The organism is Mycolicibacterium wolinskyi str. Jessa 2025, assembly GCF_049241375.1.
Taxonomy (GTDB): Bacteria; Actinomycetota; Actinomycetes; order Mycobacteriales; family Mycobacteriaceae; genus Mycobacterium; species Mycobacterium wolinskyi.
In genome coordinates this window covers 3,336,508-3,359,883 of record NZ_CP185960.1, presented here as the reverse complement: position 1 = coordinate 3,359,883, position 23,376 = coordinate 3,336,508, and the positions used below count along the sequence as shown (strand labels likewise).

General features: G+C 67.0%; 17 protein-coding genes, 1 pseudogene and 1 riboswitch. Of the genes and pseudogenes, 11 read left to right on the top strand and 7 right to left on the bottom strand.

Features of this window, described 5'->3' with window-relative positions; genetic code table 11:
* Window positions 1–5 precede the first annotated feature (5 nt).
* Entirely contained in the window at window positions 6–746 is a 741-nt protein-coding gene (locus ACOI2T_RS16480; protein WP_409505410.1) for a hypothetical protein, read from the bottom strand.
* A 115-nt stretch (window positions 747–861) separates the two neighbouring features.
* Here ACOI2T_RS16480 and ACOI2T_RS16475 point away from each other — a divergent pair.
* Window positions 862–2,858: pseudogene (locus tag ACOI2T_RS16475) on the top strand (FUSC family protein).
* 3 nt (window positions 2,859–2,861) lie between these two features.
* Here the strand turns inward: ACOI2T_RS16475 and ACOI2T_RS16470 are convergent.
* Window positions 2,862–3,491: a PaaI family thioesterase gene (locus ACOI2T_RS16470; RefSeq protein WP_067859472.1), complete on the bottom strand. Its 630-nt coding sequence runs from the start codon at window positions 3,489–3,491 to the stop codon at window positions 2,862–2,864.
* Window positions 3,492–3,510: 19 nt separating this feature from the next.
* Complete coding sequence (locus tag ACOI2T_RS16465; protein WP_409505409.1) at window positions 3,511–4,209, bottom strand: DUF5701 family protein; 699 nt, start codon at window positions 4,207–4,209, stop codon at window positions 3,511–3,513.
* A 201-nt stretch (window positions 4,210–4,410) separates the two neighbouring features.
* Between ACOI2T_RS16465 and ACOI2T_RS16460 the strand changes: the two genes are divergently transcribed.
* From ACOI2T_RS16460 to ACOI2T_RS16450, 3 genes are read left to right on the top strand one after another with little or no spacing between them, the layout of a single operon-like run.
* Window positions 4,411–6,012 (top strand): tetratricopeptide repeat protein, encoded by a 1,602-nt coding sequence (locus ACOI2T_RS16460; protein WP_421877326.1) that lies wholly within the window; start codon window positions 4,411–4,413, stop codon window positions 6,010–6,012.
* Window positions 6,013–6,038: 26 nt separating this feature from the next.
* Complete coding sequence (locus ACOI2T_RS16455) at window positions 6,039–6,521, top strand: nucleoside deaminase (protein ID WP_409505407.1); 483 nt, start codon at window positions 6,039–6,041, stop codon at window positions 6,519–6,521.
* A complete protein-coding gene (locus ACOI2T_RS16450; RefSeq protein WP_409505406.1) occupies window positions 6,518–7,840 on the top strand; it encodes an alpha-amylase family protein in 1,323 nt (440 codons plus the stop codon). The genes ACOI2T_RS16455 and ACOI2T_RS16450 overlap by 4 nt, the downstream gene beginning before the upstream one ends.
* Before the next feature lie 4 nt (window positions 7,841–7,844).
* Here ACOI2T_RS16450 and ACOI2T_RS16445 read toward each other — a convergent pair whose 3' ends face one another.
* Entirely contained in the window at window positions 7,845–8,288 is a 444-nt protein-coding gene (locus ACOI2T_RS16445) for a DUF1810 domain-containing protein (protein WP_409505405.1), read from the bottom strand.
* Window positions 8,289–8,378: 90 nt separating this feature from the next.
* Here ACOI2T_RS16445 and ACOI2T_RS16440 point away from each other — a divergent pair, with 90 nt between their 5' ends.
* From ACOI2T_RS16440 to ACOI2T_RS16430, 3 genes are all read left to right on the top strand, one after another.
* Window positions 8,379–10,547, top strand: a complete 2,169-nt coding sequence (locus ACOI2T_RS16440) for an adenylate/guanylate cyclase domain-containing protein (protein WP_409505404.1) — start codon at window positions 8,379–8,381, stop codon at window positions 10,545–10,547.
* Window positions 10,544–11,944: a mechanosensitive ion channel domain-containing protein gene (locus tag ACOI2T_RS16435; protein WP_409505403.1), complete on the top strand. Its 1,401-nt coding sequence runs from the start codon at window positions 10,544–10,546 to the stop codon at window positions 11,942–11,944. The genes ACOI2T_RS16440 and ACOI2T_RS16435 overlap by 4 nt, the downstream gene beginning before the upstream one ends.
* Before the next feature lie 159 nt (window positions 11,945–12,103).
* Complete coding sequence (locus ACOI2T_RS16430; RefSeq protein ID WP_409505402.1) at window positions 12,104–13,123, top strand: esterase family protein; 1,020 nt, start codon at window positions 12,104–12,106, stop codon at window positions 13,121–13,123.
* A 74-nt stretch (window positions 13,124–13,197) separates the two neighbouring features.
* Here ACOI2T_RS16430 and ACOI2T_RS16425 read toward each other — a convergent pair whose 3' ends face one another.
* Complete coding sequence (locus ACOI2T_RS16425; RefSeq protein ID WP_409505401.1) at window positions 13,198–13,941, bottom strand: SDR family oxidoreductase; 744 nt, start codon at window positions 13,939–13,941, stop codon at window positions 13,198–13,200.
* Window positions 13,938–14,864 (bottom strand): NADP-dependent oxidoreductase, encoded by a 927-nt coding sequence (locus tag ACOI2T_RS16420; protein ID WP_409505400.1) that lies wholly within the window; start codon window positions 14,862–14,864, stop codon window positions 13,938–13,940. Before ACOI2T_RS16420 ends, ACOI2T_RS16425 begins: the two co-directional genes overlap by 4 nt.
* A gap of 178 nt (window positions 14,865–15,042) precedes the next feature.
* On the opposite strand from ACOI2T_RS16420, the gene lon reads away from it, so the two are divergent.
* The gene (lon, locus tag ACOI2T_RS16415; protein WP_409505399.1) at window positions 15,043–17,367 is read left to right on the top strand and encodes an endopeptidase La; all 2,325 of its coding nucleotides are present in this window, start codon (window positions 15,043–15,045) and stop codon (window positions 17,365–17,367) included.
* A 10-nt stretch (window positions 17,368–17,377) separates the two neighbouring features.
* Here lon and ACOI2T_RS16410 read toward each other — a convergent pair whose 3' ends face one another.
* Complete coding sequence (locus ACOI2T_RS16410) at window positions 17,378–18,994, bottom strand: PucR family transcriptional regulator (protein WP_409505398.1); 1,617 nt, start codon at window positions 18,992–18,994, stop codon at window positions 17,378–17,380.
* Window positions 18,995–19,084: 90 nt separating this feature from the next.
* On the opposite strand from ACOI2T_RS16410, the gene ACOI2T_RS16405 reads away from it, so the two are divergent.
* From ACOI2T_RS16405 to cycA, 3 genes are all read left to right on the top strand, one after another.
* Window positions 19,085–20,446, top strand: coding sequence for an MFS transporter (locus ACOI2T_RS16405; RefSeq protein ID WP_409505397.1), 1,362 nt, complete (start codon window positions 19,085–19,087; stop codon window positions 20,444–20,446).
* Between the two features lie 42 nt (window positions 20,447–20,488).
* Window positions 20,489–21,520 (top strand): agmatinase, encoded by a 1,032-nt coding sequence (gene speB / locus ACOI2T_RS16400; protein WP_409505396.1) that lies wholly within the window; start codon window positions 20,489–20,491, stop codon window positions 21,518–21,520.
* Window positions 21,521–21,607: 87 nt separating this feature from the next.
* A riboswitch (glycine riboswitch) is annotated at window positions 21,608–21,706 on the top strand.
* 160 nt (window positions 21,707–21,866) lie between these two features.
* A complete protein-coding gene (gene cycA / locus ACOI2T_RS16395) occupies window positions 21,867–23,330 on the top strand; it encodes a D-serine/D-alanine/glycine transporter (protein ID WP_409505395.1) in 1,464 nt (487 codons plus the stop codon).
* The last annotated feature ends 46 nt before the right edge of the window (window positions 23,331–23,376 follow it).

Sequence of the window (23,376 nt, the reverse complement as noted above, 5' to 3'; positions counted from 1 at the left end):
ACGTTTCACTCGGTGCGGCCGGGTGTGGCGAGCGGCGGCACGACTCGGCCGGCGAACGGGCTGGAGTACACGTAGCGACTCGTCGGAACGGTATCGATGTTGCTGCTGGCGCCGAAGGCGTCGGTGCTGGCCACCATCCGCTGCATGCGGTCGGCCAGGTCCGCGTCGTCGGCGGCGCCGAAGAAGGCGTGCAGGTCCGACACGGCAGGCAACGGGAACAGTTCCTCGACGATCGCGGCCAGCACCGGGGCGTCGGGGGTGAGCCCGCGTACGACCGTGTTCTGCGTGTAACCGAACGTCGCCTGGGTCTCGATGGCCACCGGGGTGTGGTCGATGTGCCACCGGTGCAGCCAGGTCCGCTCGTCCAGGTCGCTGGGCCGGCGCAGCAGCGCGATGTTGGCCAGTCCGTCGGTGCGCTCACCCGGCGCGGTCACCGGTGCGGGCAGCGGCACCGACTCGGTGACCAGATAGGCTGCGGCAACGTCACATTCGCCGGCAAGCAGATCGATCGCGGCCCGCGCCTGGGGACCGTAGTACTGCTGGACCCACATGCTGACCACCGCGACGACCGGCGGATCGAGCGTCGTCAGCGTCATCAGGGAATCGCGCACCGCGGCGTCTCGGACGTTGAGCGTCAACCCGGCAGGCCCGATGTCGAGCAGACTGTCCCGCACCCGCGAAAGCAATCGCGCGCACCAGGTTTCGTCGGCCTGTGCGGCCCGCATCGTCACGATGACCTTTTCCACGATCAGAACCTACAACGCGGCCGTTCTTCGCCGTCGCACGCCGGGCGGACGCGCGGATGCGCGCCACGTGGCGTGGTTGGCCACCTACCCGGCCTCGCCGAGCAAGAATGGGCTGGTGCAGACCGGTGGACAGGCAGCCGACGCCCTGCGGCTGAGCACCCCCGATGCCGGTGCGGTGATGCGCAGCCTCATCGGCGTCCTCGTGGTGACGCTGATGGCGTTGACGTGGGCGTCCGGCCCGACTGCCATGTGGACACTGGGTGCGGGTGTGATCGCGGGCGCCATCGCCTTGCAGCGCAGCCCCGGTGGCCGGGTTCCGCTGGTCGTCACCGCGTCACTCGAGCTGTCGGCCGTGGTTCTGCTCGGTGTCCTCACGGGCGGGCACAGCGTGTTGTTCGTCGCGGTCGTCGCGGCGTGGTGCTTCGCCGCGGGCATGCAGTGGTCGCTCGGCGCGAATGCCGGCCTGGTCGCGTCGGCGGCCAGCGCGTTACTGGTCGTCGCCCCGCCCGTCGGACCGACGCTGCGCGACGCGCTGCTGGCTCCGACACTGGTATTCGTCGCCGGCCTGCTGCAGGCCGTGCTCATCGCGGTGTGGCCGCCGCGGCGGTGGCGCGCGCAGCGCGACGGACTCACGCGGGCATACCGGTCGTTGGCCACCGACACCCGCAATCTGGCCGCCGACCGGTCCGCCGATGTCGACGATGCCCCGCTCACCTGGTTGCGAGAGGTGTTCGCCGACACCCAGGTCAGCCAGCGGCCGCGGGCCTATCACGGCGGATACCGGCTGCCCGAACGGCTTTCGGCCACACTGGCATCCTTGCGGTCCACCGCCGAGGACAACCCGGACAGTGGTCTCACGCCGCTGTTGACCGCGGCCGCGGGTCTGCTCGATGCGATCGCCGACCACGGGCATACCGCCCGACGCGATGCCGAACATGCGCTGGCCCGGGTGGAAACCGCCGCGGCCGCGGTGACCGGCACCGAAGCGGCGCTCGCGCAGCGGTTCTCCGAGCAACTGCGCGAGGCGGCAGTGCTGCGGTTCGGCCAGCTGCACCGACCGGATCTCATCGGCTCGCTGGCGTCGGCGCCCGCGGTCGTCCGCTCGCATCTCACCCGGACCTCGCCGATCCTGCGGCACGCCATTCGGTTGTCGGTGACCACCGCGCTCGCGGTGGCAGCAGCGCGGTTCGGCGGGCTGGAGCACGGGTACTGGATGGCGTTGACGGTCGTCGTCGTGCTGCGACCGGAGACCGCGCACACCTACACGCGGTGCGCGGGCCGCATGGCGGGACTCGCCGCCGGAATCGTCCTCGCCTCGCTTGTGACGTTGGTGTGGCAACCGGGTGGTGTCGGCTCGGCGGTGTGTGCGCTGGCATTCGTCGGGCTGGGTTATGCGGTGTCGCGGTTCGGATATCTCACCGTCGGCGTTGCGGTGGGCGCCATGGCGGTGTTCGTGATCGGCGCCGGCGGCACGGCCGACTGGCCGGGTGTCGCCGACCGGTTGTTCGGCGTGCTCATCGGAGGCGGGCTCGCGGTGATGGCCCACGTGGCGTTGCCCGATCATGCGCTGATCCGGCTGCGGCAACGCGCGGGCGAACTGCTGATGACCGAGATCGACTATGCCGCACTGGTCGTGAAGTCATTCGTGCACGAGGTCGACCACACGGCCGAAACCCTGTCGGCGGCCTGGCAGCGGGCGTTTCGGGCCAGGGCCGCGTTCGAGGCGGCGTGGGGGGCCGCTCGGCTCGACTCGCCGACGCTGCGCCGGTGGTTGCGGTCCTATCGCACCGCGTTGAATGCGGTGACCAGCGCCTGCACCACGCTCGAGAACAGCCTGCCGAGTCATCCGTCGTCGGCGCTGCACGATGAGTTCGTCGCTGCGGTGGACGATTACATCGAGGCACTGCGCGGCGCGCCACCCAGCCCAGCCGTTCCGTGGAGCTTGAACACCGCCGAATGTCGGCAGCACTGCAGCGCGTCCACGATGTCGCGACGACGCTGGCTGCCGACAACGGCGCCGCGCGCATCCTGGTCGCAGAACTGTCGACCATCACGCGCAGCCTGGTCGGAATCTCCATCGACCGGATAGAACCGGCCGAAGGTGGCCGTTAGCGATCAGCCGCGCGCCCACTTCGGCAGGATGAACACGCCCTCGGCCTCCGCGGTGATTCCCTCGGCATCCGAAACATGCCCAGCGGCAAAAGCTTTGATGCCGTCCGTCCGGGTGATCCGGCCTTCGGCGTGCAGGTCGCCGAGCGGCGTGGCGCGCAGATAGCGGATCGTCAAGGTGCCGGTGAACCGGGGGCTCGTCGGGTCACTGGCCGCCACCTCGCCCAGCACATGATCGAGCACCATCGCGACGATGCCGCCGTGCACGTGGCCGGGTGGGCCCTCATAGGCCGCACCGAGACGAAAGTCGGTGGAGATGGTGCCCGATCCGTCCTTGACGATGACCAACGGCGGCGAGATCGGGTTCTTGATTCCGATCGCCGGGTTGCCCCATGGCATTCGGGCGCCGTCGGAGGTGTAGCGAACGCCGAACGGCCCGTCGATCTGCTTGGCGCGTAGCCGCGCGGTCGCGGCGTCGATCTCAGCGATCGCCGCGGCCACCTCGGCGGCGTCCACCTCCGAGCGGATCGTGGCGTCGATGAGTTCCCGGACCGATTCGGCCAACGGCTCGTACACCGACCGAAGCCGCTGCACGTCGGCAGCGCTGAGATGCTCGACATGGGTGAAGCCCGCCATGCGGAGAACTAGAACACGTTCAGCTCGCCGGTGTCGAGTTGTCTCCCCCGCCCGCACCGGCGGTCCTGGCCCCGGCCGACGCGAATCCGAGCCACGTGTGCCGATTGCCGGCCCAGCACCAGCCGACCTTCGGGGCGTTGCGGTTACCCGGCCCATCCCGCCCGGTGCCGTTGCTGATCCACAGGGCCGGCGTACGGGCGTCGGTTGTGCCGTCCGGTTTGCGCCGGCGCGAGCCGATCGTCATGAAACAGTGCCCCCGCTGCAGAACGTCCGGTTGCTGCAGCACCCAGTACAAACCCTCGGTGAGCGTCAACGGCGTCCGCCCGGCGGCAACTATCGCGGGCAGCGCCTCATCGGGCGACCAGTTCGCCATCGCGTCCCCGCGGTCGAGTCCGGACATGAGGTAGGCAGGCCGATCCGGCACGGCGACGGAGTCGATCGCGGTGAACTCGTCGACATCGTCCATGTCGCTCACCACGAAGCCCGGCCTGGCGTTGACGGTGAGAAGCGGCGCGAGCGTGCGGACCGATATCAGGTCGGGATGCAGGACCAAAAGCGCCCTCGGGTCGCCGGACGCGCCTGCCGCGGCTCGCAAAGCCGGCGCACCGAGCCCTGCCGCGGTGTGCAGCCCGAGCGATATGAGTCGTTCGGCTTGTTCCAGCGGGCTCGGAAGGATGGCCGTGTCGGTCGACGTGGGGGGTTGCGCAGTGTTCGGCACCCTCCCCCAACGATGCATTCGCGCAGCTTGTTCCGGGGCTCGCGGACTCGGGCGATTCGGCTCAGCGATTTGTGCAACGCTTCGCACCGGTACCGACGCTGAACTATCGTGCGACCCGTGACGGCTGCAGCCTCGACCGAACCGTACTACCGGCTCGGGTCTTACCACCGGACGGTTGACACGCCCGCGCCGCAGGCCCAGATCTGGTTCGACCGCGGCATGGTGTGGGCCTACGCGTTCAATCACGAAGAGGCGATTCGCTGTTTCGAGCGGGCGCTCGAACTCGACCCCGGCCTCGCGATCGCGCGCTGGGGCATCGCGTACGCGGTGGGCCCGAATTACAACAAAGCCTGGGACGCCTTCGATCCCGTCGACTTGGACGCCTCGCTGCGGCGCGCCCGCACCGAACTGGACCTGGCCGCCGACGGCCGGGCCTCGGCAGTCGAGCGTGATCTGATCGCGGCGCTGCGGGAGCGGTTCCCGACCGGCGACCCCGGCGACACCGCGGCCTTGGTCGCCGGGCATGCCGATTACGCCGACACGATGGTGTCACTCGCACGGCGGTATCCCGACGACACCGACGTGCAGACCCTGGCCGCCGACGCGCTGCTCAACGTGACCGCGTGGGCCCTGTGGGACGGCCGTACGGGCGAACCCGCGCCGGGCTCGCGGGTCCGTGCGGCCAAGGAGATTCTCGACGGCGTGCTGGCCACCGCGGCTGGGCGCGAGCATCCCGGGGCGCTGCACCTCTATATCCATGCCATGGAGATGTCGAGCAGCCCGCAGGACGCGCTGCCTGCCGCCGATCTACTGCGCGACCTGGTGCCCGACGCAGGCCACCTGCAGCACATGGCGAGCCACATCGACGTGCTGTGTGGCGACTACCGAAGCTCGGTGACATCGAATCTGGCTGCGGTGCAGGCAGATCGGAAATTCGTCGAGCGGCAGGGCCCGTTGAACTTCTATTCGCTCTACCGCGCACACGACCTGCATTTCGTGGTGTACTCCGCGATGTTCGAGGGAAGCTCACAGATCGCGCTGCGCGCTGCCGACGAACTGTCCCGGCAATTGACCCCGGAACTCCTGTCGGTGGCGTCACCGCCCATGGCGGACTGGCTGGAGGCCTTCGTCCCGCTGCGCGTACATGTGCTGGTGCGGTTCGGCCGCTGGGACGAGCTGATCGCCGAACCGGTGCCGAGTGATCCCGAGCTGTACTGCACCACCACCGCCACCGTCCACTACGGTCGCGGCGTGGCATATGCCGCACTGGGACAGCTCGACAAGGCCCGCGCGGAACGCGACGCGTTCGACGCCGCCTACCGGCGCATCCCGGACAGCCGCTATCTGTTCAACAACACCAGTCTCGACATCCTGGCCATCGCAGGTGAGATGCTCAACGGCGAGATCGCTTACCGCGAAGGCGATTACGACACGGCCTTCGCACACCTGCGGCGGGCGATCGAGCTGGACGACGCCCTGCCCTACGACGAACCGTGGGGCTGGATGCAGCCGACCCGGCATGCGTACGGCGCGCTGCTTCTCGAGCAGGGCCGCGTCGAGGACGCTGCGCAGGTGTATGCCGCCGATCTCGGCCTCGATCCCACGCTGAGCCGGTCGTGCCAGCATCCGAACAACGTGTGGAGCCTGCACGGCTATCACGAATGTCTGCGGCGGCTCGGCCGGGACGCCGAGGCCACGATCATCGGTAAGCAGCTCGAGGTGGCGCTGGCACGCGCCGACGTGCCGATCACGGCCTCGTGTGCGTGCCGCCTCGACGTCGCGGATCCGTGCTGCGGCAGCTGAGCGCCCATCCCGCGTAAACTCCGGCTGTGGCCATCAGCGACGACGATCTATCGCACCTGCGCCGATGTGTTGAGCTAGCGGCGGAAGCCCTCGAAGACGGCGACGAGCCGTTCGGCTCGATTCTCGTCGACGAATTCGGCGCGACGTTGTTCGAGGACCGCAACCGGGTCAAGGACGGTGACGCCACCCAGCATCCCGAATTCGCGATCGCCCGCTGGGCCGTCGACCGGCTCGATCCCCCGCAACGTGCCCGTGCCACGGTCTACACATCAGGCGAGCACTGCCCGATGTGTGCGGCCGCCCATGCCTGGGTTGGCCTGGGCCGCATCGTCTATGCGACCTCGTCGGAGCAACTGACGGGATGGCTGTTGGAGTGGGGTGCACCCCCGGCGCCGGTCGCGGGCCTGCCGATCACCACGGTCGCCCCTGGCGCTCAAGTCGAAGGACCGGTCGACGAATTCGCCGAACCGATGAAGGCCTTGTACGCGGCGAAATTCCAGCCGTCATGACCGAACCGGGATGGGTCGCCCACGCCATCTGGTGGCAGGTCTATCCGTTGGGCTTCGTGGGTGCCTTTCCGGCAGACCCGGCGCCCACCGCCGACGAACACCGGCTGCGCCGGGTCGTCGAATGGCTCGACCACGCAGTGGAACTCGGTGCGTCCGGCATCGCGCTCGGCCCGTTGTTCGATTCACGTACGCACGGCTACGACACCACCGACCACTTCCGCATCGACCCAAGGCTGGGCGACGACGCGGATTTCGATCACCTGACGGCCGAGGCCCATCGGCGCGGGCTGCGAGTGCTCCTCGACGGTGTGTTCAACCATGTGGGAACCGATTTCGAGCGGTATCGCCAAGCCCTCGACGGCGGGCCGGACCACCCGGCGTCGGCCTGGTTCCGCCGGCACGGCGCGCAGTCGGAGTTCGCGACGTTCGAGGGGCACGGCGAGCTGATCGCCCTCAACCATGACAACGCCGACGTCGTCGAGTACGCCGCGACGGTCATGCGGCACTGGCTGGCCCGCGGTGCCGACGGCTGGCGACTGGACGCGGCATACGCCGTACCGGACCGATTCTGGGCCCGGGTGCTGCCCGAGGTCCGCCGCGAGTTTCCCGACGCGTGGTTCGTCGGGGAGGTCATCCACGGTGACTACTCGGCCACCGTGGCTGCGGCGACCTTCGATTCGGTCACGCAGTACGAGCTGTGGAAGGCGATCTGGAGCAGCCTCAACGACGGCAACTTCCACGAACTCGACTGGGCGCTGCAGCGGCACAACGACTTTCTCGGTGCCTTCGTGCCGTTGACGTTCATCGGCAACCATGACGTGACCCGCATCGCAAGCCAACTGGAGAATCCGCGACATCTCGAGCACGCGCTCGTCATCCTGCTCACCACCGGTGGGACCCCGAGCGTGTACGCGGGCGACGAGTCGGCGTATCGCGGTGTCAAAGAGGACCGCCGCGGCGGAGATGACGCGGTGCGCCCGGAGTTCGGCTCGCCGTCCGCTGATCCGACGCAACCGGGCGCCGATGTACTGCGGCTGCACCAGTACCTCATCGGGTTGCGTCGCCGCCACCCGTGGCTGCACACCGCGACGACGTCCGCGCTCAGCCTGACCAACACGCAATACGTCTACCGGGCCGACGGTGACGGCGGGGCGCTCATCGTGGCGCTCAATGTCGACGACGCACCGCTGCGGCTTTCACTGCCCGAGTATGGCGTGCCGTCCGGGCGCGTGGTCGCCGGTTCCGGCGCGCCGCCACCGGACGAGGTCACCCATCCCGAGGTGGCCGGCCACGGATGGCTCATCATCGAGCCGCACTGATCGGTCAGCCCAGCAGGCCGAGGGTGGCCGCGTCGGGCATACCGTCGTAGAGCCGGTCGAGCACGGCCACGAACTCATCGTCCTTCTCGCCGGAGTTGGAAGCCACCTCAGCGAACAAAGTCATCGAGGAACGCACCTTGAGCCAATCGGGCCAGCCGAAGATCTCCTCGGCGGTCCGGTCCTCGATTTGTGCTACCACACCGGCACATTCGCGCAATCGGGGGCCCAGCGTGGGGTGCCGGAGGTAGGCGAGCGCCTCCGCACGCGAGGAGATACCGAAATAGTGTGCGGTCGGGCTTCTGCCCAAGCCACGCAGCTGCGGGAATATGAACCAGATCCAGTGGCTGCGTTTCCGGCCCGTGCGCAATTCCTCGAGTACCGTCGGGTAAATGCGGTCCTGCGCTTCGGTGAAGCGCTGTAGATCAAACGGATCATCCTCGGTGACCACAACGTCAAATATTCCATAAACCGGGCCGCGCACAACGATTTCGCCACAAAGTACTCGGTCAGCGCAATGCCCAGCTAATCTTTGCTTTCGATGACAACGACAAGCGAGCCTGCCGTATCGGTCGAATCGGCGCCGAAGTCGAAGAAACTGCGGCGCCGGATGCTGTCGCGTATCAGCATCCAGTCGAAGTTGTTGGCGATGCTGCTGATCACGAGCGTGTTGTCGGCGGCGGTGGTGGGATTCATCGGTTACCAGTCCGGCCGGAGTTCCCTGCGCGACTCGGTATTCGATCGATTGACCGAAGTGCGTTCCGCGCAGGCCAGGCAGCTGGAATCCGAGTTCCAGTTCCTGCGCAATTCGCTCATCATCTACACCAGGGGCACAACGGCGACCGAGGCGGCCGAGGCGTTCACCGCCGGGTTCGATCAACTCGGCAACGCCACGATCAGCCCGGCACAGCAGAAGTCCATCACCGACTGGTACGAGAACCAATTCGTCAAGCCCGAGGACATTCAGAACGGAAACGAAACCGATGTCGCCGCAGTGCTCCCGACATCGAATGCGCAGAAATATCTGCAAGCCAATTACATGACACCGTTCACCGATTGGGACGAGGCGATCAAGTTCGACGATGCGGGCGACGGCAGCGCATGGTCGGCGGCCAATGCGCGCTTCAATGATTTCTTCCGCGAGATCGTGACCCGGTTCAACTTCGAGGACGCGTTATTGCTCGACACCCGCGGCAACGTGGTCTACAGCGCATACAAGGGCCCCGATCTCGGCACCAACGTCTACACGGGCCCGTACAAGGGCGGCAACCTCACCGAGGGTTACAAGGAGGCCCTCGAATCCAATGCCGTCGACTATGTCGCGATCACCGATTTCGGCCCCTACCAACCGGCGGACACCCCGACGGCCTGGTTGATGTCGCCGATCGGTACCGGCGGCAACATCAAAGGCGTTCTGGCCCTGCAGTTCCCGATCACCGGCATCAACCGGCTGATGACGATGGACCAGAAGTGGGAAGAGGCCGGGATGGGCAAGACCGGCGAGACGTACCTGGTCGGCCCGGACGGTCTCATGCGCTCGGATTCCCGGTTGTTCCTGGAGAATCGGGACCAGTTCAAGCAGGAGGTGATCGACGCGGGCACACCGCCCGATGTCGCCGAGGAATCGATCCGGCAGGGCGGCACCACCCTGGTGCAGCCGGTCAACGACGAGGCGTCGAAAATGGCCCAACGCGGGCAGTCGGGTTCGATCATCGAAGCCGACTATCTCGGCAAGGAAACCCTGCAGGCGTACGCGCCGGTCGATCTGCTCGGGCTCGATTGGGGCGTCGTCGCCAAGATCGACACCGCCGAGGCGTTCGCGCCCGTCACGAAATTCACCCGCACGCTCGTGTTGTCGACGGTCGCGATGATATTCGCGGTCTGCATCGCCGCGATTCTGCTGGCAAGGTTCTTCGTCCGACCGATCCGCCGGTTGGAGGCGGGCGCCCAGCAGATCAGTGCCGGCGACTATGGCATCTCGTTGCCGGTGCTCTCGCGCGACGAATTCGGGGATCTGACCGTCGCTTTCAACGAGATGAGCCGCAACCTGCGAATCAAGGAGGAACTGCTCGAGGAGCAGCGCCGGGAGAACGACCGCTTGTTGCTCTCGATGATGCCCGAGACGGTGGTGCAGCGGTACCGCGAAGGCGAGGAGACCATCGCGCAGGACCACCAGAACGTCACCGTCATATTCGCCGACCTGATCGGGCTCGACGAATTGTCGGCCACAATGAGCTCGGACGAGCATCTGGCCATCGTCAACAAGCTCGTGCGCCAATTCGACGCCGCCGCGGAGAATCTCGGCATCGAGCGCGTCCGCACATTGCACAACGGTTATCTGGCCAGCTGCGGGCTGACCGTGCCCCGGCTCGACAACGTGCGTCGCACCGTGGATTTCGCCGTCGAGATGCAGCGCATCGTGGACCGCTTCCGCGGCGAGACGGGATACGACCTCAAACTGCGGGCCGGCATCGACACCGGCACCGTCAGCAGTGGATTGATCGGGCGGTCCAGCCTCGCCTACGACATGTGGGGCTCCGCGGTCGACCTGGCCTATCAGGTGCAGAGCGGTGCCCCGCAACCCGGCGTGTACGTCACGGATTCGGTGCACGAGGCCACGCGCGACATCCGCCAGTTCACCGCGGCCGGATCGGTCACGGTCGGCAGTGACGACCGGCCCATCTGGCGGTTGGCGGAGCGCCAGGCATGAGGGGCGTTCTCGAAACCGGCTGGTTCTATTGGGCGCTGGCTGTCGCGATCGGGTTGCCGATCGGCCTCGTGCTGCTGACCGAACTGCACAACACGTTGGCTCGACGCGGCAGCTACCTCGCCCGGCCGATCGGCCTCCTGCGCAACTACATCCTGCCTCTCGGTGCACTGCTGATCCTGCTCGTGAAGGGCAGTGAGATATCGGCAGAGGCCACCACGGTGCGGGTCGTCGCCACCGCATTCGGGTTCGTCGTGATGATCCTGTTGCTGTCCGGGCTCAATGCCGCCCTGTTCCAGGGCGCCCCGGAAGGCAGTTGGCGCAAACGTATTCCGTCGATCTTCCTCGACGTCGCCCGGTTCGCGTTGATCGCCATCGGGATCGGCATGATCCTGGCTTACGTGTGGGGCGCCAACGTCGGCGGCCTGTTCACCGCGCTCGGCGTGACCTCGATCGTTCTCGGTCTGGCGCTGCAGAATTCGGTCGGCCAGATCATCTCCGGTCTGCTGTTGTTGTTCGAGCAGCCGTTTCAGCTCGGCGACTGGCTCGACACTCCGTCGGCACGTGGCCGGGTGGTCGAAGTCAACTGGCGGGCAACGCATATCGACACCGGAAGCGGTATGCAGATCATGCCGAACTCGGTCCTGGCGGGTGCGTCGTTCACGAATCTCAGCCGGCCCGAATCGGCGCACTCGCTGTCGATCGTCACCGCGTTCACTTCCGCCGATCCCCCGGACGCGGTGTGTGCGCTACTCGTCCGCATCGCGACCCAACTGCCGCAACGGCGTGCGAACGCCGCACCCAAGGCCGTGCCGGTCGGCGGCGGCGAGTACAAGACGTCGATCCCGCTGCGCACCCCGGCCGACGACACCGCGGCACGGGCGACCTTCTTGCGGTGGCTCTGGTATGCGGCGCGACGCGCCGAACTCCATCTCGACGGGGCCGACGACACGTTCGCCACGCCCGAGCGCATGGACAAGGCCGTGCGGCAGATGGCTCCGACGTTGCGGCTCAGCCATACCGAGCAGCAGGAAGTGCGAAACCACGCCACCTTGACCCGCTACGGCGCCGACGAAGCGATCCAGGTTGCCGGAGAAGTTCCGCCGCGCATGAGTTTCATTGTCTCGGGCCGTGTTTCATTGACGGTGCTCGGCAAGGACGGTGCGGTCATCCCGGTCCGCACCCTCACCGAGGGCGACTTCCTCGGGCAGACCACGTTGACGCGCGAGGGTGCCCTCGCGTCGGCGCATGCCGTTCAGGAGACCACGGTGCTACAGGTCGAGCGCCACTTCCTCGAAGAACTGGTGCTGCGTAATCCGCTGCTGCTGCACGAGCTCGGCCGGATGATCGAAGAGCGCCGGACCGCCGCGCAACAGGCTCTGACGGCCTCCGCGAAGTGATGCGACAGGTCTCAGCGCCGAGTCGTAATCGTTAGCCAACCGCGATCTGCCCCACCGGCGCTGTTACGCGTGTGACTGGTGTGACGCATGATTTGCTAAGCACCACACAGCGACGGCAATTGCTTGTGGCATGCGAAGAAAGGTGGGTTGGTTGCCGTTATGAAGTTCATCAGGAAGTTGCGTGGCACTTCTAACGAGTCGCGAGCATGGAACGGCTTGCGCCGCTTCATGGTCGGGGCGCTTGCGGCATTGGCACTGCCGGGGTTGATCGGGTTCGCCGGGGGGTCGGCGAGCGCGGGGGCCTTCTCCCGGCCGGGTCTGCCCGTCGAGTACCTCGATGTGTTCTCACAAGCCATGAACCGCAACATTCGCGTCCAGTTCCAGGGCGGCGGGCCGCACGCGGTCTATCTGCTCGACGGTCTGCGCGCCCAAGACGATTACAACGGCTGGGACATCAACACGCCCGCGTTCGAGTGGTACTACCAGTCAGGCCTCTCCACCGTGATGCCGGTGGGTGGACAGTCCAGCTTCTACACGGACTGGTACCAGCCATCGAAGGGCAACGGGCAGGACTACACCTACAAATGGGAGACGTTCCTGACCCAGGAGCTGCCGGCGTGGCTGGAGGCCAACCGCGGGGTGTCGCAGACCGGCAACGCCGTCGTCGGCATCTCAATGGCGGGCAGCGCGGCCCTCACCTACTCGATCTACCACCCGCAGAAGTTCATCTACGCCGGCACCCTGTCAGGCTTCCTGAACCCGTCCGAGGGCTGGTGGCCGATGCTCATCGGTCTGGCTATGAACGACGCCGGTGGCTACAACGCCGAGAGCATGTGGGGCCCGTCGACCGATTCGGCCTGGAAGCGAAATGACCCGATGGTCAACATGAATCAGCTGGTCGCCAACAACACGCGGCTTTGGATCTACTGCGGCACCGGAACCCCGTCGGATCTGGACGCCGGATCCTCGGGCGGCAACCTGATGGCGGCGCAGTTCCTCGAAGGGCTCACCCTGCGGACCAACATCACGTTCCGGGACAACTACATCGCGGCCGGTGGCACGAACGCGGTGTTCAACTTCCCGCCGAACGGCACGCACGCCTGGAACTACTGGGGTGCACAGCTGCAGCAGATGAAGCCCGACATCCAGCGGGTGCTGGGCGCACAGTCCGCCACCTGACCGATCCACCCACCCAGGGAGCCTGCCGTTTCCCCCCGACGGCAGGCTCCCTGCTCTATGTCTGGATGTGGGCCTCAGCCCTGGACAGTCGGCCGGATGGTGATGTCTCCGATCTCGACATCGTGCGGCTGCTCTATCGCGAAGGCGACAGCGCGCGCCACTGCGTCGGGGTCGAGGCCGAACGCGTCCATCGTCGAACGGATCTGGGCACGCAGATCGGGGTCGGTGATCGACGATGCCAGCTCGGTGCGGACGTAACCCGGCGATATCGACGTGGTCCTGATGACCCCGTCGGTCGACTCTTGGCGCAACGCCTCCAGCACCGTACGGACCGCGTTCTTCGTGCCCGCGTAGACAGCCATGTCCGGCACGATCTTGAGCCCGGCCGTCGATACCGTCGTCACGAAATGGCCCCGTCCCTGCCGCCGAAATACCGGTGTGGCAGCAGCGATTCCGTACAGAACGCCCCGTAGGTTGACATCGATCATCGCCGACCAGCCGTCCACGTCACCATCGGCGATCGGACCGATCCTGCTGATGCCCGCATTGTTCACCAGAACGTCGAGCCGACCGAATTCGCTTACCGCCGTTTGGACGAGGCGCTCCAGATCCTCGCGGCGCGTGACATCGGTGGGCGCCACGGCCGCCGACGCTCCGTGAGTCCGGACCTCCTCGGCGAGCATGTCCAGTCGCTCGGCGCGGCGTGCACCCAACACCAGCCGGGCGCCGCGCGCGGCAAGCAGACGTGCAGTCGCCTCGCCGATCCCACTGCTTGCCCCGGTGATCGCGACAACGGTGCCCGACAGTCGGCCCGTCACGGGCGCAACACCAATTTGCCTGTGGTGTGGCGCTTTTCCAGCTCGCGGTAGGCGGCCTGCACGTCATCGAGGGCGAATACTCCGGCGATCGGCACCTCGAGTTCGCCGGTGGCAGCGAGGTCGGCCAGCTCCGCGACGACACCGATGTCGGACGCGTCGGCGTTGCCGGCACCCTGCACACCGAACTGTTCGATGGCGGCGAAATCGATGATCGTGTCGACGCGCTCGGGTGCGACACCCAGCTCGTCGACCGCCATCGCCACATATCCGCCGCCGAAGAAATCCAGGAAAGCATCGACACGGCCCGACGGCGATGCCGCGCGCAGCCGCTCGGCGAGCCCGTCACCGTAGTTCACCGGTGTCGCGCCGTGCGTCGTGAGCCATTCGTCGTTGGCCGGCCCGGCGATCCCGAGCACCGTCGCGCCGCTACGGGTGGCGAGCTGCACCGCGATGGAACCGACGCCCCCTGCGGCGCCCGCGATTGCGACGACATCGCCGTCGGTCAGCTTCACCGCACGAACCGCCGCGTAGGCGGTGGTACCGGCCACGTACAGGGATCCGGCGACCTCCCACGGCACGGCGACGGGCTTCGCGGTGACCTGGCGGGCCGGCACCGCGACGTAATCGGCGTGGCTGGACCGGCGCTCGGAGAAACCGATCACCTCGTCGCCGACCTCGAACTCGGTGACACCCGGCCCGACCTCGGCCACCACACCGGCCAAGTCGCTGCCCTGACCGGACGGGAATGTCGCCGGAAATCGGTCGTGCAGTGCGCCGCGACGGATCATGGCCTCGCCCGGGTTGATACCCGCGGCTCTGACCTGCACCAGGACCTCGCCCGACGCGGGCTCGGGCCGCGGCACATCACGCACGCGCAAGACCTCGATGCCGCCGTATTGATCGAAGTGGACTGCTCTGCTCATGGCAGCTACGACCGGGCTCGGACGGACCATATTCCCCTGTCACCGACATTCACAGACGACGCCCAGACCGGCCGCGGCCGATTCCGCTCTCAGCGATGCGGACAGACCGGCAGCCGACGGGGGGAACAAAACGACATGCCACAAGGTTGAGCGCATCAGACTGAACTTTGGAGGGTTGATGTCCGAACCAATTGCTGTGCCGGTCCTGTTTGTCAGTGAGCCGATCGTGCTGCCCGGCATGGTCGTGCCGATCGAACTCGACGATGCGGCCCGCGCCGCGGTCGACGCCGCGCAAGCCACGGAGTCCGGAAAGCTCCTGATCGCCCCGCGGCTCGATGACCGGTATCCCACGTATGGCGTGCTGGCCTCGATCGTGCAGGTCGGCCGGATCGCCGGCGGTGGCGGTGCGGCCGCGGTGATCCGCGGCGAGAACCGCGCACACATCGGAACCGGCACCACCGGGCCGGGTGCGGCGCTGTGGGTCGAAGTGACCGAGGTCACCGAAGCACCGGCCGATGACGACACGAAAGCACTTGCCGCCGAATACAAGAAGCTGCTGCTGGCCATGTTGCAGCGGCGTGAGGCCTGGCAGATCGTCGACGTCGTCAACAAGATCAGCGATCCGTCCGCCCTGGCCGACACTGCCGGTTACGCGTCGTATCTGACCGACGTGCAGCGTCGGCAGCTGCTGGAAACCGAGAACGTCACCGATCGGCTCCGCGTGTTGATCGACTGGACCAGCGAGCATCTGGCCGAGGTCGAGGTCAACGACAAGATCGCCGAGGACGTGCGCTCGGGTATGGAGAAGCAGCAGAAGGAGTTCCTGCTGCGCCAACAGCTGAACGCGATTCGCAAGGAACTGGGTGAAGGCGAACCCGAGGGTTCAGATGACTATCGGGCCCGCATCGAGGCCGCCGACCTGCCCGAGAAAGTGCGGGAGGCCGCGCTGCGCGAAGTCGGCAAGCTGGAGCGGTCCAGTGAGCAGAGCCCCGAGGGCGGCTGGATCCGCACGTGGCTCGACACGGTGCTGGATCTGCCGTGGAACGTGCGGACCGACGATTCGACGGATCTCAAGGGCGCCCGCGAAATTCTGGACGCCGACCACCACGGTCTGGACGACGTGAAGGATCGCATCGTCGAATACCTGGCGGTGCGGGCCAGGCGCGCCCAGCGCGGCATGGCCGTGGTCGGCGGTCGCGGATCCGGTGCGGTGATGGTGCTGGCAGGCCCGCCCGGCGTCGGCAAGACGTCGCTCGGCGAGTCCGTGGCACGCGCACTCGGCCGCAAGTTCGTGCGGGTCGCCCTGGGCGGCGTGCGCGACGAGGCCGAGATCCGCGGCCACCGGCGCACCTACGTCGGCGCGCTGCCCGGCCGGATCGTGCGGGCCATCGGCGAGGCGGGATCGATGAATCCCGTTGTGCTGCTGGACGAGATCGACAAGGTCGGCTCGGATTTCCGCGGCGACCCGTCGGCTGCGCTGCTCGAGGTGCTCGATCCCGCGCAGAACCACACGTTCCGCGACCACTACCTGGACTTGGACCTGGACCTGTCCGACGTGGTGTTCCTCGCGACGGCCAACGTCATCGAGAACATCCCTTCGGCGCTGCTGGACCGCATGGAACTGGTGCAGATCGACGGCTACACCGAGGACGACAAGGTCGCGATCGCACGCGATTACCTGCTCCCCCGGCAGGCCGAACGCGCGGCATTGACCGAGTCCGAGGTGACGGTGACAGACGCCGCGTTGCGCAAGATCGCCGCCGACTACACCCGTGAGCCGGGTGTGCGGCAGTTCGAGCGGTTGCTGGCCAAGGCGCTGCGCAAGGTGACGACCAAATTGGATTCCGCGGCTGCGCCCATCACGATCGATGAGCCGGATCTCGTGGAATACCTGGGTCGTCCGCGGTTCACGCCGGAATCCAGCGAGCGTACGGCGGTGCCGGGCGTCGCGACGGGCCTGGCGGTGACCGGCCTGGGTGGCGACGTGCTCTACATCGAGGCCAACTCGAACGAGGGCGAGCCGGGTCTGCAGCTCACCGGTCAGCTGGGCGACGTGATGAAGGAGTCGGCGCAGATCGCGCTGTCCTACGTGCGTGCACACGCCGAGCAGCTCGGCGTCGACCCCACGGCGCTCGACCGGCGCATCCACGTGCACGTGCCCGCGGGGGCGGTGCCCAAGGACGGCCCGTCGGCCGGCGTCACGATGGTGACGGCGCTGGTGTCGATGGCGACCGGGCGGCAGGTGCGCGGTGACGTCGGTATGACCGGCGAGGTCACGCTGAACGGCCGGGTGTTGCCGATCGGCGGGGTCAAGCAGAAGCTGTTGGCAGCCCAACGAGCCGGACTATCAACGGTTTTCATCCCGCAACGCAACGAGCCCGATCTGGACGATGTCCCTGCCGAGGTGCTGGCGGCACTTGAGGTCAAGCCGATGACCGACGTGGCCGACATCATCGCCCTGGCGCTGGAGCCCGCGGCTCAGGCCGCCACCGCCGCGGCCTGAGCCGCGCGCGTCAGACGCCGGGCAGCCGCCGCGATGCGCTCACGTCGCGGCGGCGCATGTCCTCCTCGGCGTCGAGCAGCTCGACCGCCCGCAGTGCGAGCCACAGCTCGGCCAGCGAATCGGTTTCGGCCAGATCGAGTTTGGTGATCTCGGCGACCCGCCGCATCCGGTACATCACCGTCTGCCGGTGGACGTGCAACGTCTGCGCCGTCTGCTGCCACGACCGTCGGTTTCGCAGAAACGCATCGAGAGTCTCGACGAGATCGGTGTTCTGTTCGCGGTCGTACTCCTGCAGCGGGCGCAGCACGCGGTCGACGAGGGCTTGTGCGTCGCCGACGCTCGACAGTCCCAGCCAGGACGGCCCGCTGCCGTACCGCGACACTGCGACCCCGCGCCGCTGTGCGAGCGAAAAGGCCCACGACGCTTCGCGAATCGATTCCTGAAGGCGGTTGATGGAACCCAGACGCTGGCTGATTCCGATTCGGGCCGTGGGCCCGAGTGCCCGCGCCAGCACGTCGTCGCACGGCGAGTCCTCGGGCACCACGGCGTAGAGAATTCCTTCGCGTGTGGTGCACACGTACGGAATCGCATGGCGCCACAGCGAGTTGTGCACGTGGAGCACGCGGTCGTCGTCGGAGCTGTGCGCGGCGATCAGCACCACGGTCGCGGGATCCAGTCCGAGATCGGCGAGTTGCCCGGCTGCGGTCGGACCGTCGATGCGGCTCTCCAACAGGCGCTCCAGGAACGCCGAACCCTGGCGCCGACCGTGTTCGAGCATCAACTGCGTCTGCGACAACTCCAGGCTGACGACTGTCGCCGCGTGCTGGAGCTGAATGGGGTCGACACGCCCGCCCTCGGCCGTGACGGCCACCAGCGCGGCGCTGGGATGGCGCTGAATGTCGGTGAGCAGGGCCGTGTTTCCGGCGACGGCGGGCAGGCCGAAGGCGCCCGCCGCGACATTCGTGAGGCTGTCGGACAATGCGACGACCGCGTCCCGCGTGGTGGCGTCCAACTCGGCTGCTTGGGGAAACCACGGCTCACCGGTGTGTCGATCGCAGACGTGGAGCCGGCAACCCAGTTCGCGTTCCAGTGCGGCGAACAGCTCCGCCGACGTGGTGGCGCGCGCGATGTGGCGGCGAACCAGGTCGTAGATCCGCACTGTTCGGGTGAGGCGGCTGGATTGATCGAGCAGCGTGGCTTCGGCGACCGCCCGGGAGATGGCCACGAACGGAAGCGGATAGCGGATGTTCAGAATCGGCAGCCCCAGCCGGTCGCTGGCCGAAATCACGTCGTCACTGAGGTCCGGGCAGTACATCTTCTCGCCGATCGCCAGCCCGGACACGCCGGCCTCGTTCAATCGCTCGACGACAAGCACCTGCTCGGCCGGTCCCGCGGGAAACGACAACCCGTTGGTCATCAACAGCTCGCCGCCGGTGACCCAGCGCCACGGTTCGGGGAGGTCCGACGTGTGTGTCCAGGAGATCTCCCGGCTCAGGCCCGATGCCCCGGCGAGGACCTCCAAGCCCAGGTGGGGTATTTCCGCCAGCTCACCGACTGTGATCGCGATGGTGCCGCCTCCGTTCCGGTTTAGCCGATCGCACAAACCATAGGCGCGTGTTTTGCGCATCGTCTACTCGCGGACAGGCCGTGCCTGCCGCCATGCTGTGTCTCGGCTCACACCTCCCCCGTTCGAGAGCCCCGTCACGCAGGAGCTTCCATGTCCCAAGCCGGCCACCTCATCGACGATGCGCCGCTCACGTCGTTCCACAAGAAGTTGACGCTGTTCTCGTCAGGCGGACCGTTCATCGACGGTTACGCGCTGTCCATCATCGGCGTCGCCCTCATCACGCTCGAACCCGCGATGAGCTTGTCGGCCACCGAGATCGGGCTGATCGGCGCCGCCAGCCTCATCGGCATCTTCGTCGGCGGCGGGGTGTTCGGATACGTCACCGACAAGGTCGGTCGCCACCTGATGTACATCGCCGACCTGATCGCGCTCGCCGTGTTCTCCGTGCTCTCGGCATTCGCCACCGAAGCGTGGCAGCTCATCCTGCTGCGGTTTCTCCTCGGCGTCGCGATCGGCGCGGACTACCCCATCGCCACATCGCTGCTGGCCGAATTCCTGCCGAAGAAACAACGCGGCAGGCTCCTCGGGGCGATGTTCGTGGTGTGGGCCGTGGGTGCCGCGGCCGCCTACGTCGTCGGTTTCCTTCTCCGCGATTACGGGCCCGATGCCTGGCGCCTGCTGTTGGCGAGCCCGGCCGTGTTCGCCGTGATCACCCTGCTGGCCCGGATGGGTACCCCAGAATCGCCGCGCTGGCTGCTCAGCAAGGGGCGAGTCACCGAGGCCGACGCCGCGATCAAGCAGGCCTTCGGACCGCAGTTCGGCGTGGGCGACCTGGACCAGAATGACGGCGAAACCGCCAGGACCACTTCGTTCGCACAGGTTTTCAAGCGGCCGTACCTCAACCGCACCATCTTCGTCGCGGTGTTCTGGACCGCCCAGGTCATCCCGCTCTTCGCGGTCTACACGTTCGCACCCGACCTGTTGGCGTCCTTCGGACTCGAGGGCGACGCCAACCTCTACGGCGGATCACTGTTGATCTCACTGCTTTTCGTGGTCGGTGGCATACCGGGCCTGTACCTCGTCGAGAAGATCGGCCGCCGGGCACTGCTGATCGGGTCGTTCGCCGTGATCGCGGTCGCGCTCGCCATACCCGCCCTCATACCGGGGATTCCGCCCGTCGCGTTCTTCCTCGCGCTGGCCGTGTACGCGCTGGCCTCGGGCGCCTCGAGCTTCCTCGAAATCGTCTATCCCAACGAGCTTTTCCCTACCGAGGTCCGCGCGACCGCGGTCGGCGTGGGCACCGCGGTGAGCCGCATCGGCTCCGCGGGCGGCACGTATCTGATGCCGCTTGCCCTCACCGCACTGGGCGCCGGTGGCGCGCTCGGGGTCGGGGCCGCGGTTACCGCAGTGGGTTTGGTGGTCGCGATCTTCATGGCGCCCGAAACCCGCGGCGTCGCACTGACCGAGAGCGCGGCGCCGTCACCTGCCGAAGAACAACTACCCGCGTCCTGAGCCGTCCCCACAATCCCGCACTCAACGAAAGACAGGAAACCAGTGAGCATTCGAAACACCGTTCCAACCGTCGACGCACGTCCCGGCCTCGTCGGGGCGGTGCCCGCCACCGAGGTACCCCGCTACGCGGGCAAGAGCACCTTCGCCCGCATCGCCGATGTGCACGAGGTGAGCGACTACGACATCGCCATCCTCGGAATCCCGTTCGACGGCGGCACGTCGTACCGACCGGGCGCGCGATTCGGTCCGCTCGCCGTCCGCCAGGCCGCGCGCACCATCCGCCCGGGCTATCACGTCGAACTCGGGGTCGCGCCGTTGCAGACCGTTCAGGTCGTCGACGCGGGCGACATCTCGGTCACGCCCTATGACATCGCCGCCGCGTGCCGGCAGATCCAGGACCACACGGCCGACATCCTCGGTGACGGCGATCGCCGCATCGTCGCAATCGGCGGCGACCACACGATCGCGCTACCGAATTTGCGTGCGCTGCACGCCAAGTACGGGCCGGTGGCCCTCGTGCACTTCGACGCCCACCTCGACACGTGGGACACGTATTTCAACGCCCCGGTCACCCACGGCACGATCTTCCGCCGGGCATTCGAGGAAGGACTGTTGATTGAGGACCACTCGATCCATGTGGGTATCCGCGGGCCGATCTACGACCAACTCGACCTGCGGGACGACGCCGACATGGGATTCAAGATCATCCGGGCCGGTGATCTCGACGTGATCGGTACCGACGCCGCGGTCGACATCGTCCGGCGCCGCGTCGGCGACGTGCCGGTGTACCTCTCTATCGACATCGACGTGCTCGACCCGGCGTTCGCACCCGGCACCGGCACCCCGGAAGCAGGCGGTTTCACGTCCCGCGAACTGCTGCGCATGCTGCGCAAGCTGGGCGGGCTGAACATCGTCGGCGCCGATGTCGTCGAGGTCGCCCCGGCTTACGACCACGCCGAGATCACGTCGGTTGCTGCCGCGACCATCGTGTTCGACCTCGTGTCGCTCATGGCCGCGGACCATACGACGCAACCGGAGGTGCAGGCGGACGAGGCCGCGATGGCCCCGTCCTGATCGGGGGGTGCGCAATCTGGATCCGACTGATAACGTGACGCGCGGCACACTCCCAGTTCGGGAGTGGCTCATAACTCAAAACGCCGTTGAGTCGCGGCGGGAGAGCCCCGCCCCATCCAGTTGGCGGGCGCCGCAGGAGCAAATCCTCCCCAGGAATCTCTCAGGCACCGGTACCGCCGCGACTAGGCACCTCTGGAAAGCAGCCGAGCACACCGTGTTCGGCTCACCGAAGGGGCAAGCGATTCGTCGGTGACAGCGGATCGTGAAAACTCTCAGGTTCAAGCGACAGAGTGGGGAGGCGCCCGCAGCCCGCGCTCCCCTTCGCGCCTGAGATCCTTGAGGTGTTATGTCCCAATCCAGTGACCTGACCGCTCCCGAAGCGGCTTCGACTCCGTCATCGGCCGAGCCACGGCTCGACCGGCAGCTGTCCAACCGGCACATTCAGCTCATCGCCATCGGCGGCGCCATCGGCACCGGGCTCTTCATGGGCTCGGGCAAGACGATCTCGCTCGCCGGCCCGTCGGTGATCTTCGTCTACATGATCATCGGCTTCATGTTGTTCTTCGTGATGCGGGCCATGGGCGAGTTGCTCTTGTCCAACCTGCATTACAAGTCGTTCGCCGACTTCGCGGCCGATCTCCTGGGGCCGTGGGCGGGCTTCTTCACGGGCTGGACCTACTGGTTTTGCTGGATCGTCACCGGTGTCGCCGACGTGGTCGCCATCTCGGGTTATGTGAGCTACTGGTGGGGTGACCTGCCGCTGTGGATACCGGCGCTCGTCACGGTCGGCGTGCTGATCGGGTTGAACCTGCCGACGGTCCGCGCGTTCGGCGAGACCGAGTTCTGGTTCGCACTGATCAAGATCGTCGCGATCGTCGCACTCATCGTCATCGGTCTCGTCATGGTGTTCCGCCATTTCGAGGCGCCCAACGGCGAGGTGGCGAGCTTTGCGAACCTGTGGAACGACGGCGGCTTCTTCCCGACCGGTCCGATGGGATTCGTGGCAGGATTCCAGATCGCCACATTCGCGTTCGTCGGTATCGAACTGGTCGGCACGACCGCGGCCGAGGCCAAGAACCCCGAACGCAACCTGCCGAAGGCCATCAACTCGATCCCGGTACGCGTGATGCTGTTCTACGTCGCCGCGCTCGCGGTGATCATCTCGGTGACGCCGTGGCGCGAGATCAGCCCGGACAACAGCCCGTTCGTGGCGATGTTCAGCCTCGCCGGGCTCGGCATCGCGGCATCGGTGGTCAACTTCGTCGTGCTGACGTCGGCGGCGTCGTCGGCCAACTCGGGTATCTACTCGACCTCCCGGATGGTGTACGGCCTGGCCCAGGAAGGTGACGCACCCAGCCGGTTCGGCAAGCTGACGTCACGGCGGGTGCCGGCCAACGCGTTGTTCCTGTCCGGGGTGTTCCTGCTGTCGGGTGTGGTCATGGTCGTCGTGGGCGACTCGATCATCGAGGCCTTCACGATCGTGACGACGATTTCGTCGCTGTGCTTCATGTTCGTCTGGTCGATCATCCTGATCAGCTACCTGACCTACCGCAAGCGCAGGCCCGCACTGCACGAGGCGTCGAAGTTCAAGATGCCCGGCGGCATCGTGATGTGCTACGTGGTGCTGGCCTTCTTCGTCTTCCTGGTTTGGGCATTCACCCAGAAGCAGGACACGCTGCAGGCACTGCTGGTCACGCCGGTCTGGTTCATCGTGCTCGGTGTCGCCTGGACGGTGTTGCGGCGGCGTCCGGGTCACCTGGCCCGTGAAGCCAAGTTCCGCGCCGATCTCGAAGCGGCAGAACAGGACTGATCGCACCAGCGCTGGAGCGGCGTCCCCGCCATCGGGACGCCGCTCC

Bases quoted from the DNA above. Each gene is read 5' to 3' on its own strand.
- ACOI2T_RS16470 (WP_067859472.1), bottom strand. From the start codon at position 3,491: ATGGCGGGCTTCACCCATGTCGAGCATCTCAGCGCTGCCGACGTGCAG.
- ACOI2T_RS16450 (WP_409505406.1), top strand. From the start codon at position 6,518: ATGACCGAACCGGGATGGGTCGCCCACGCCATCTGGTGGCAGGTCTAT.
- ACOI2T_RS16440 (WP_409505404.1), top strand. From the start codon at position 8,379: ATGACAACGACAAGCGAGCCTGCCGTATCGGTCGAATCGGCGCCGAAG.
- ACOI2T_RS16435 (WP_409505403.1), top strand. From the start codon at position 10,544: ATGAGGGGCGTTCTCGAAACCGGCTGGTTCTATTGGGCGCTGGCTGTC.
- ACOI2T_RS16430 (WP_409505402.1), top strand. From the start codon at position 12,104: ATGAAGTTCATCAGGAAGTTGCGTGGCACTTCTAACGAGTCGCGAGCA.
- ACOI2T_RS16420 (WP_409505400.1), bottom strand. From the start codon at position 14,864: ATGAGCAGAGCAGTCCACTTCGATCAATACGGCGGCATCGAGGTCTTG.
- lon (WP_409505399.1), top strand. From the start codon at position 15,043: ATGTCCGAACCAATTGCTGTGCCGGTCCTGTTTGTCAGTGAGCCGATC.
- ACOI2T_RS16410 (WP_409505398.1), bottom strand. From the start codon at position 18,994: ATGCGCAAAACACGCGCCTATGGTTTGTGCGATCGGCTAAACCGGAAC.
- ACOI2T_RS16405 (WP_409505397.1), top strand. From the start codon at position 19,085: ATGTCCCAAGCCGGCCACCTCATCGACGATGCGCCGCTCACGTCGTTC.
- cycA (WP_409505395.1), top strand. From the start codon at position 21,867: ATGTCCCAATCCAGTGACCTGACCGCTCCCGAAGCGGCTTCGACTCCG.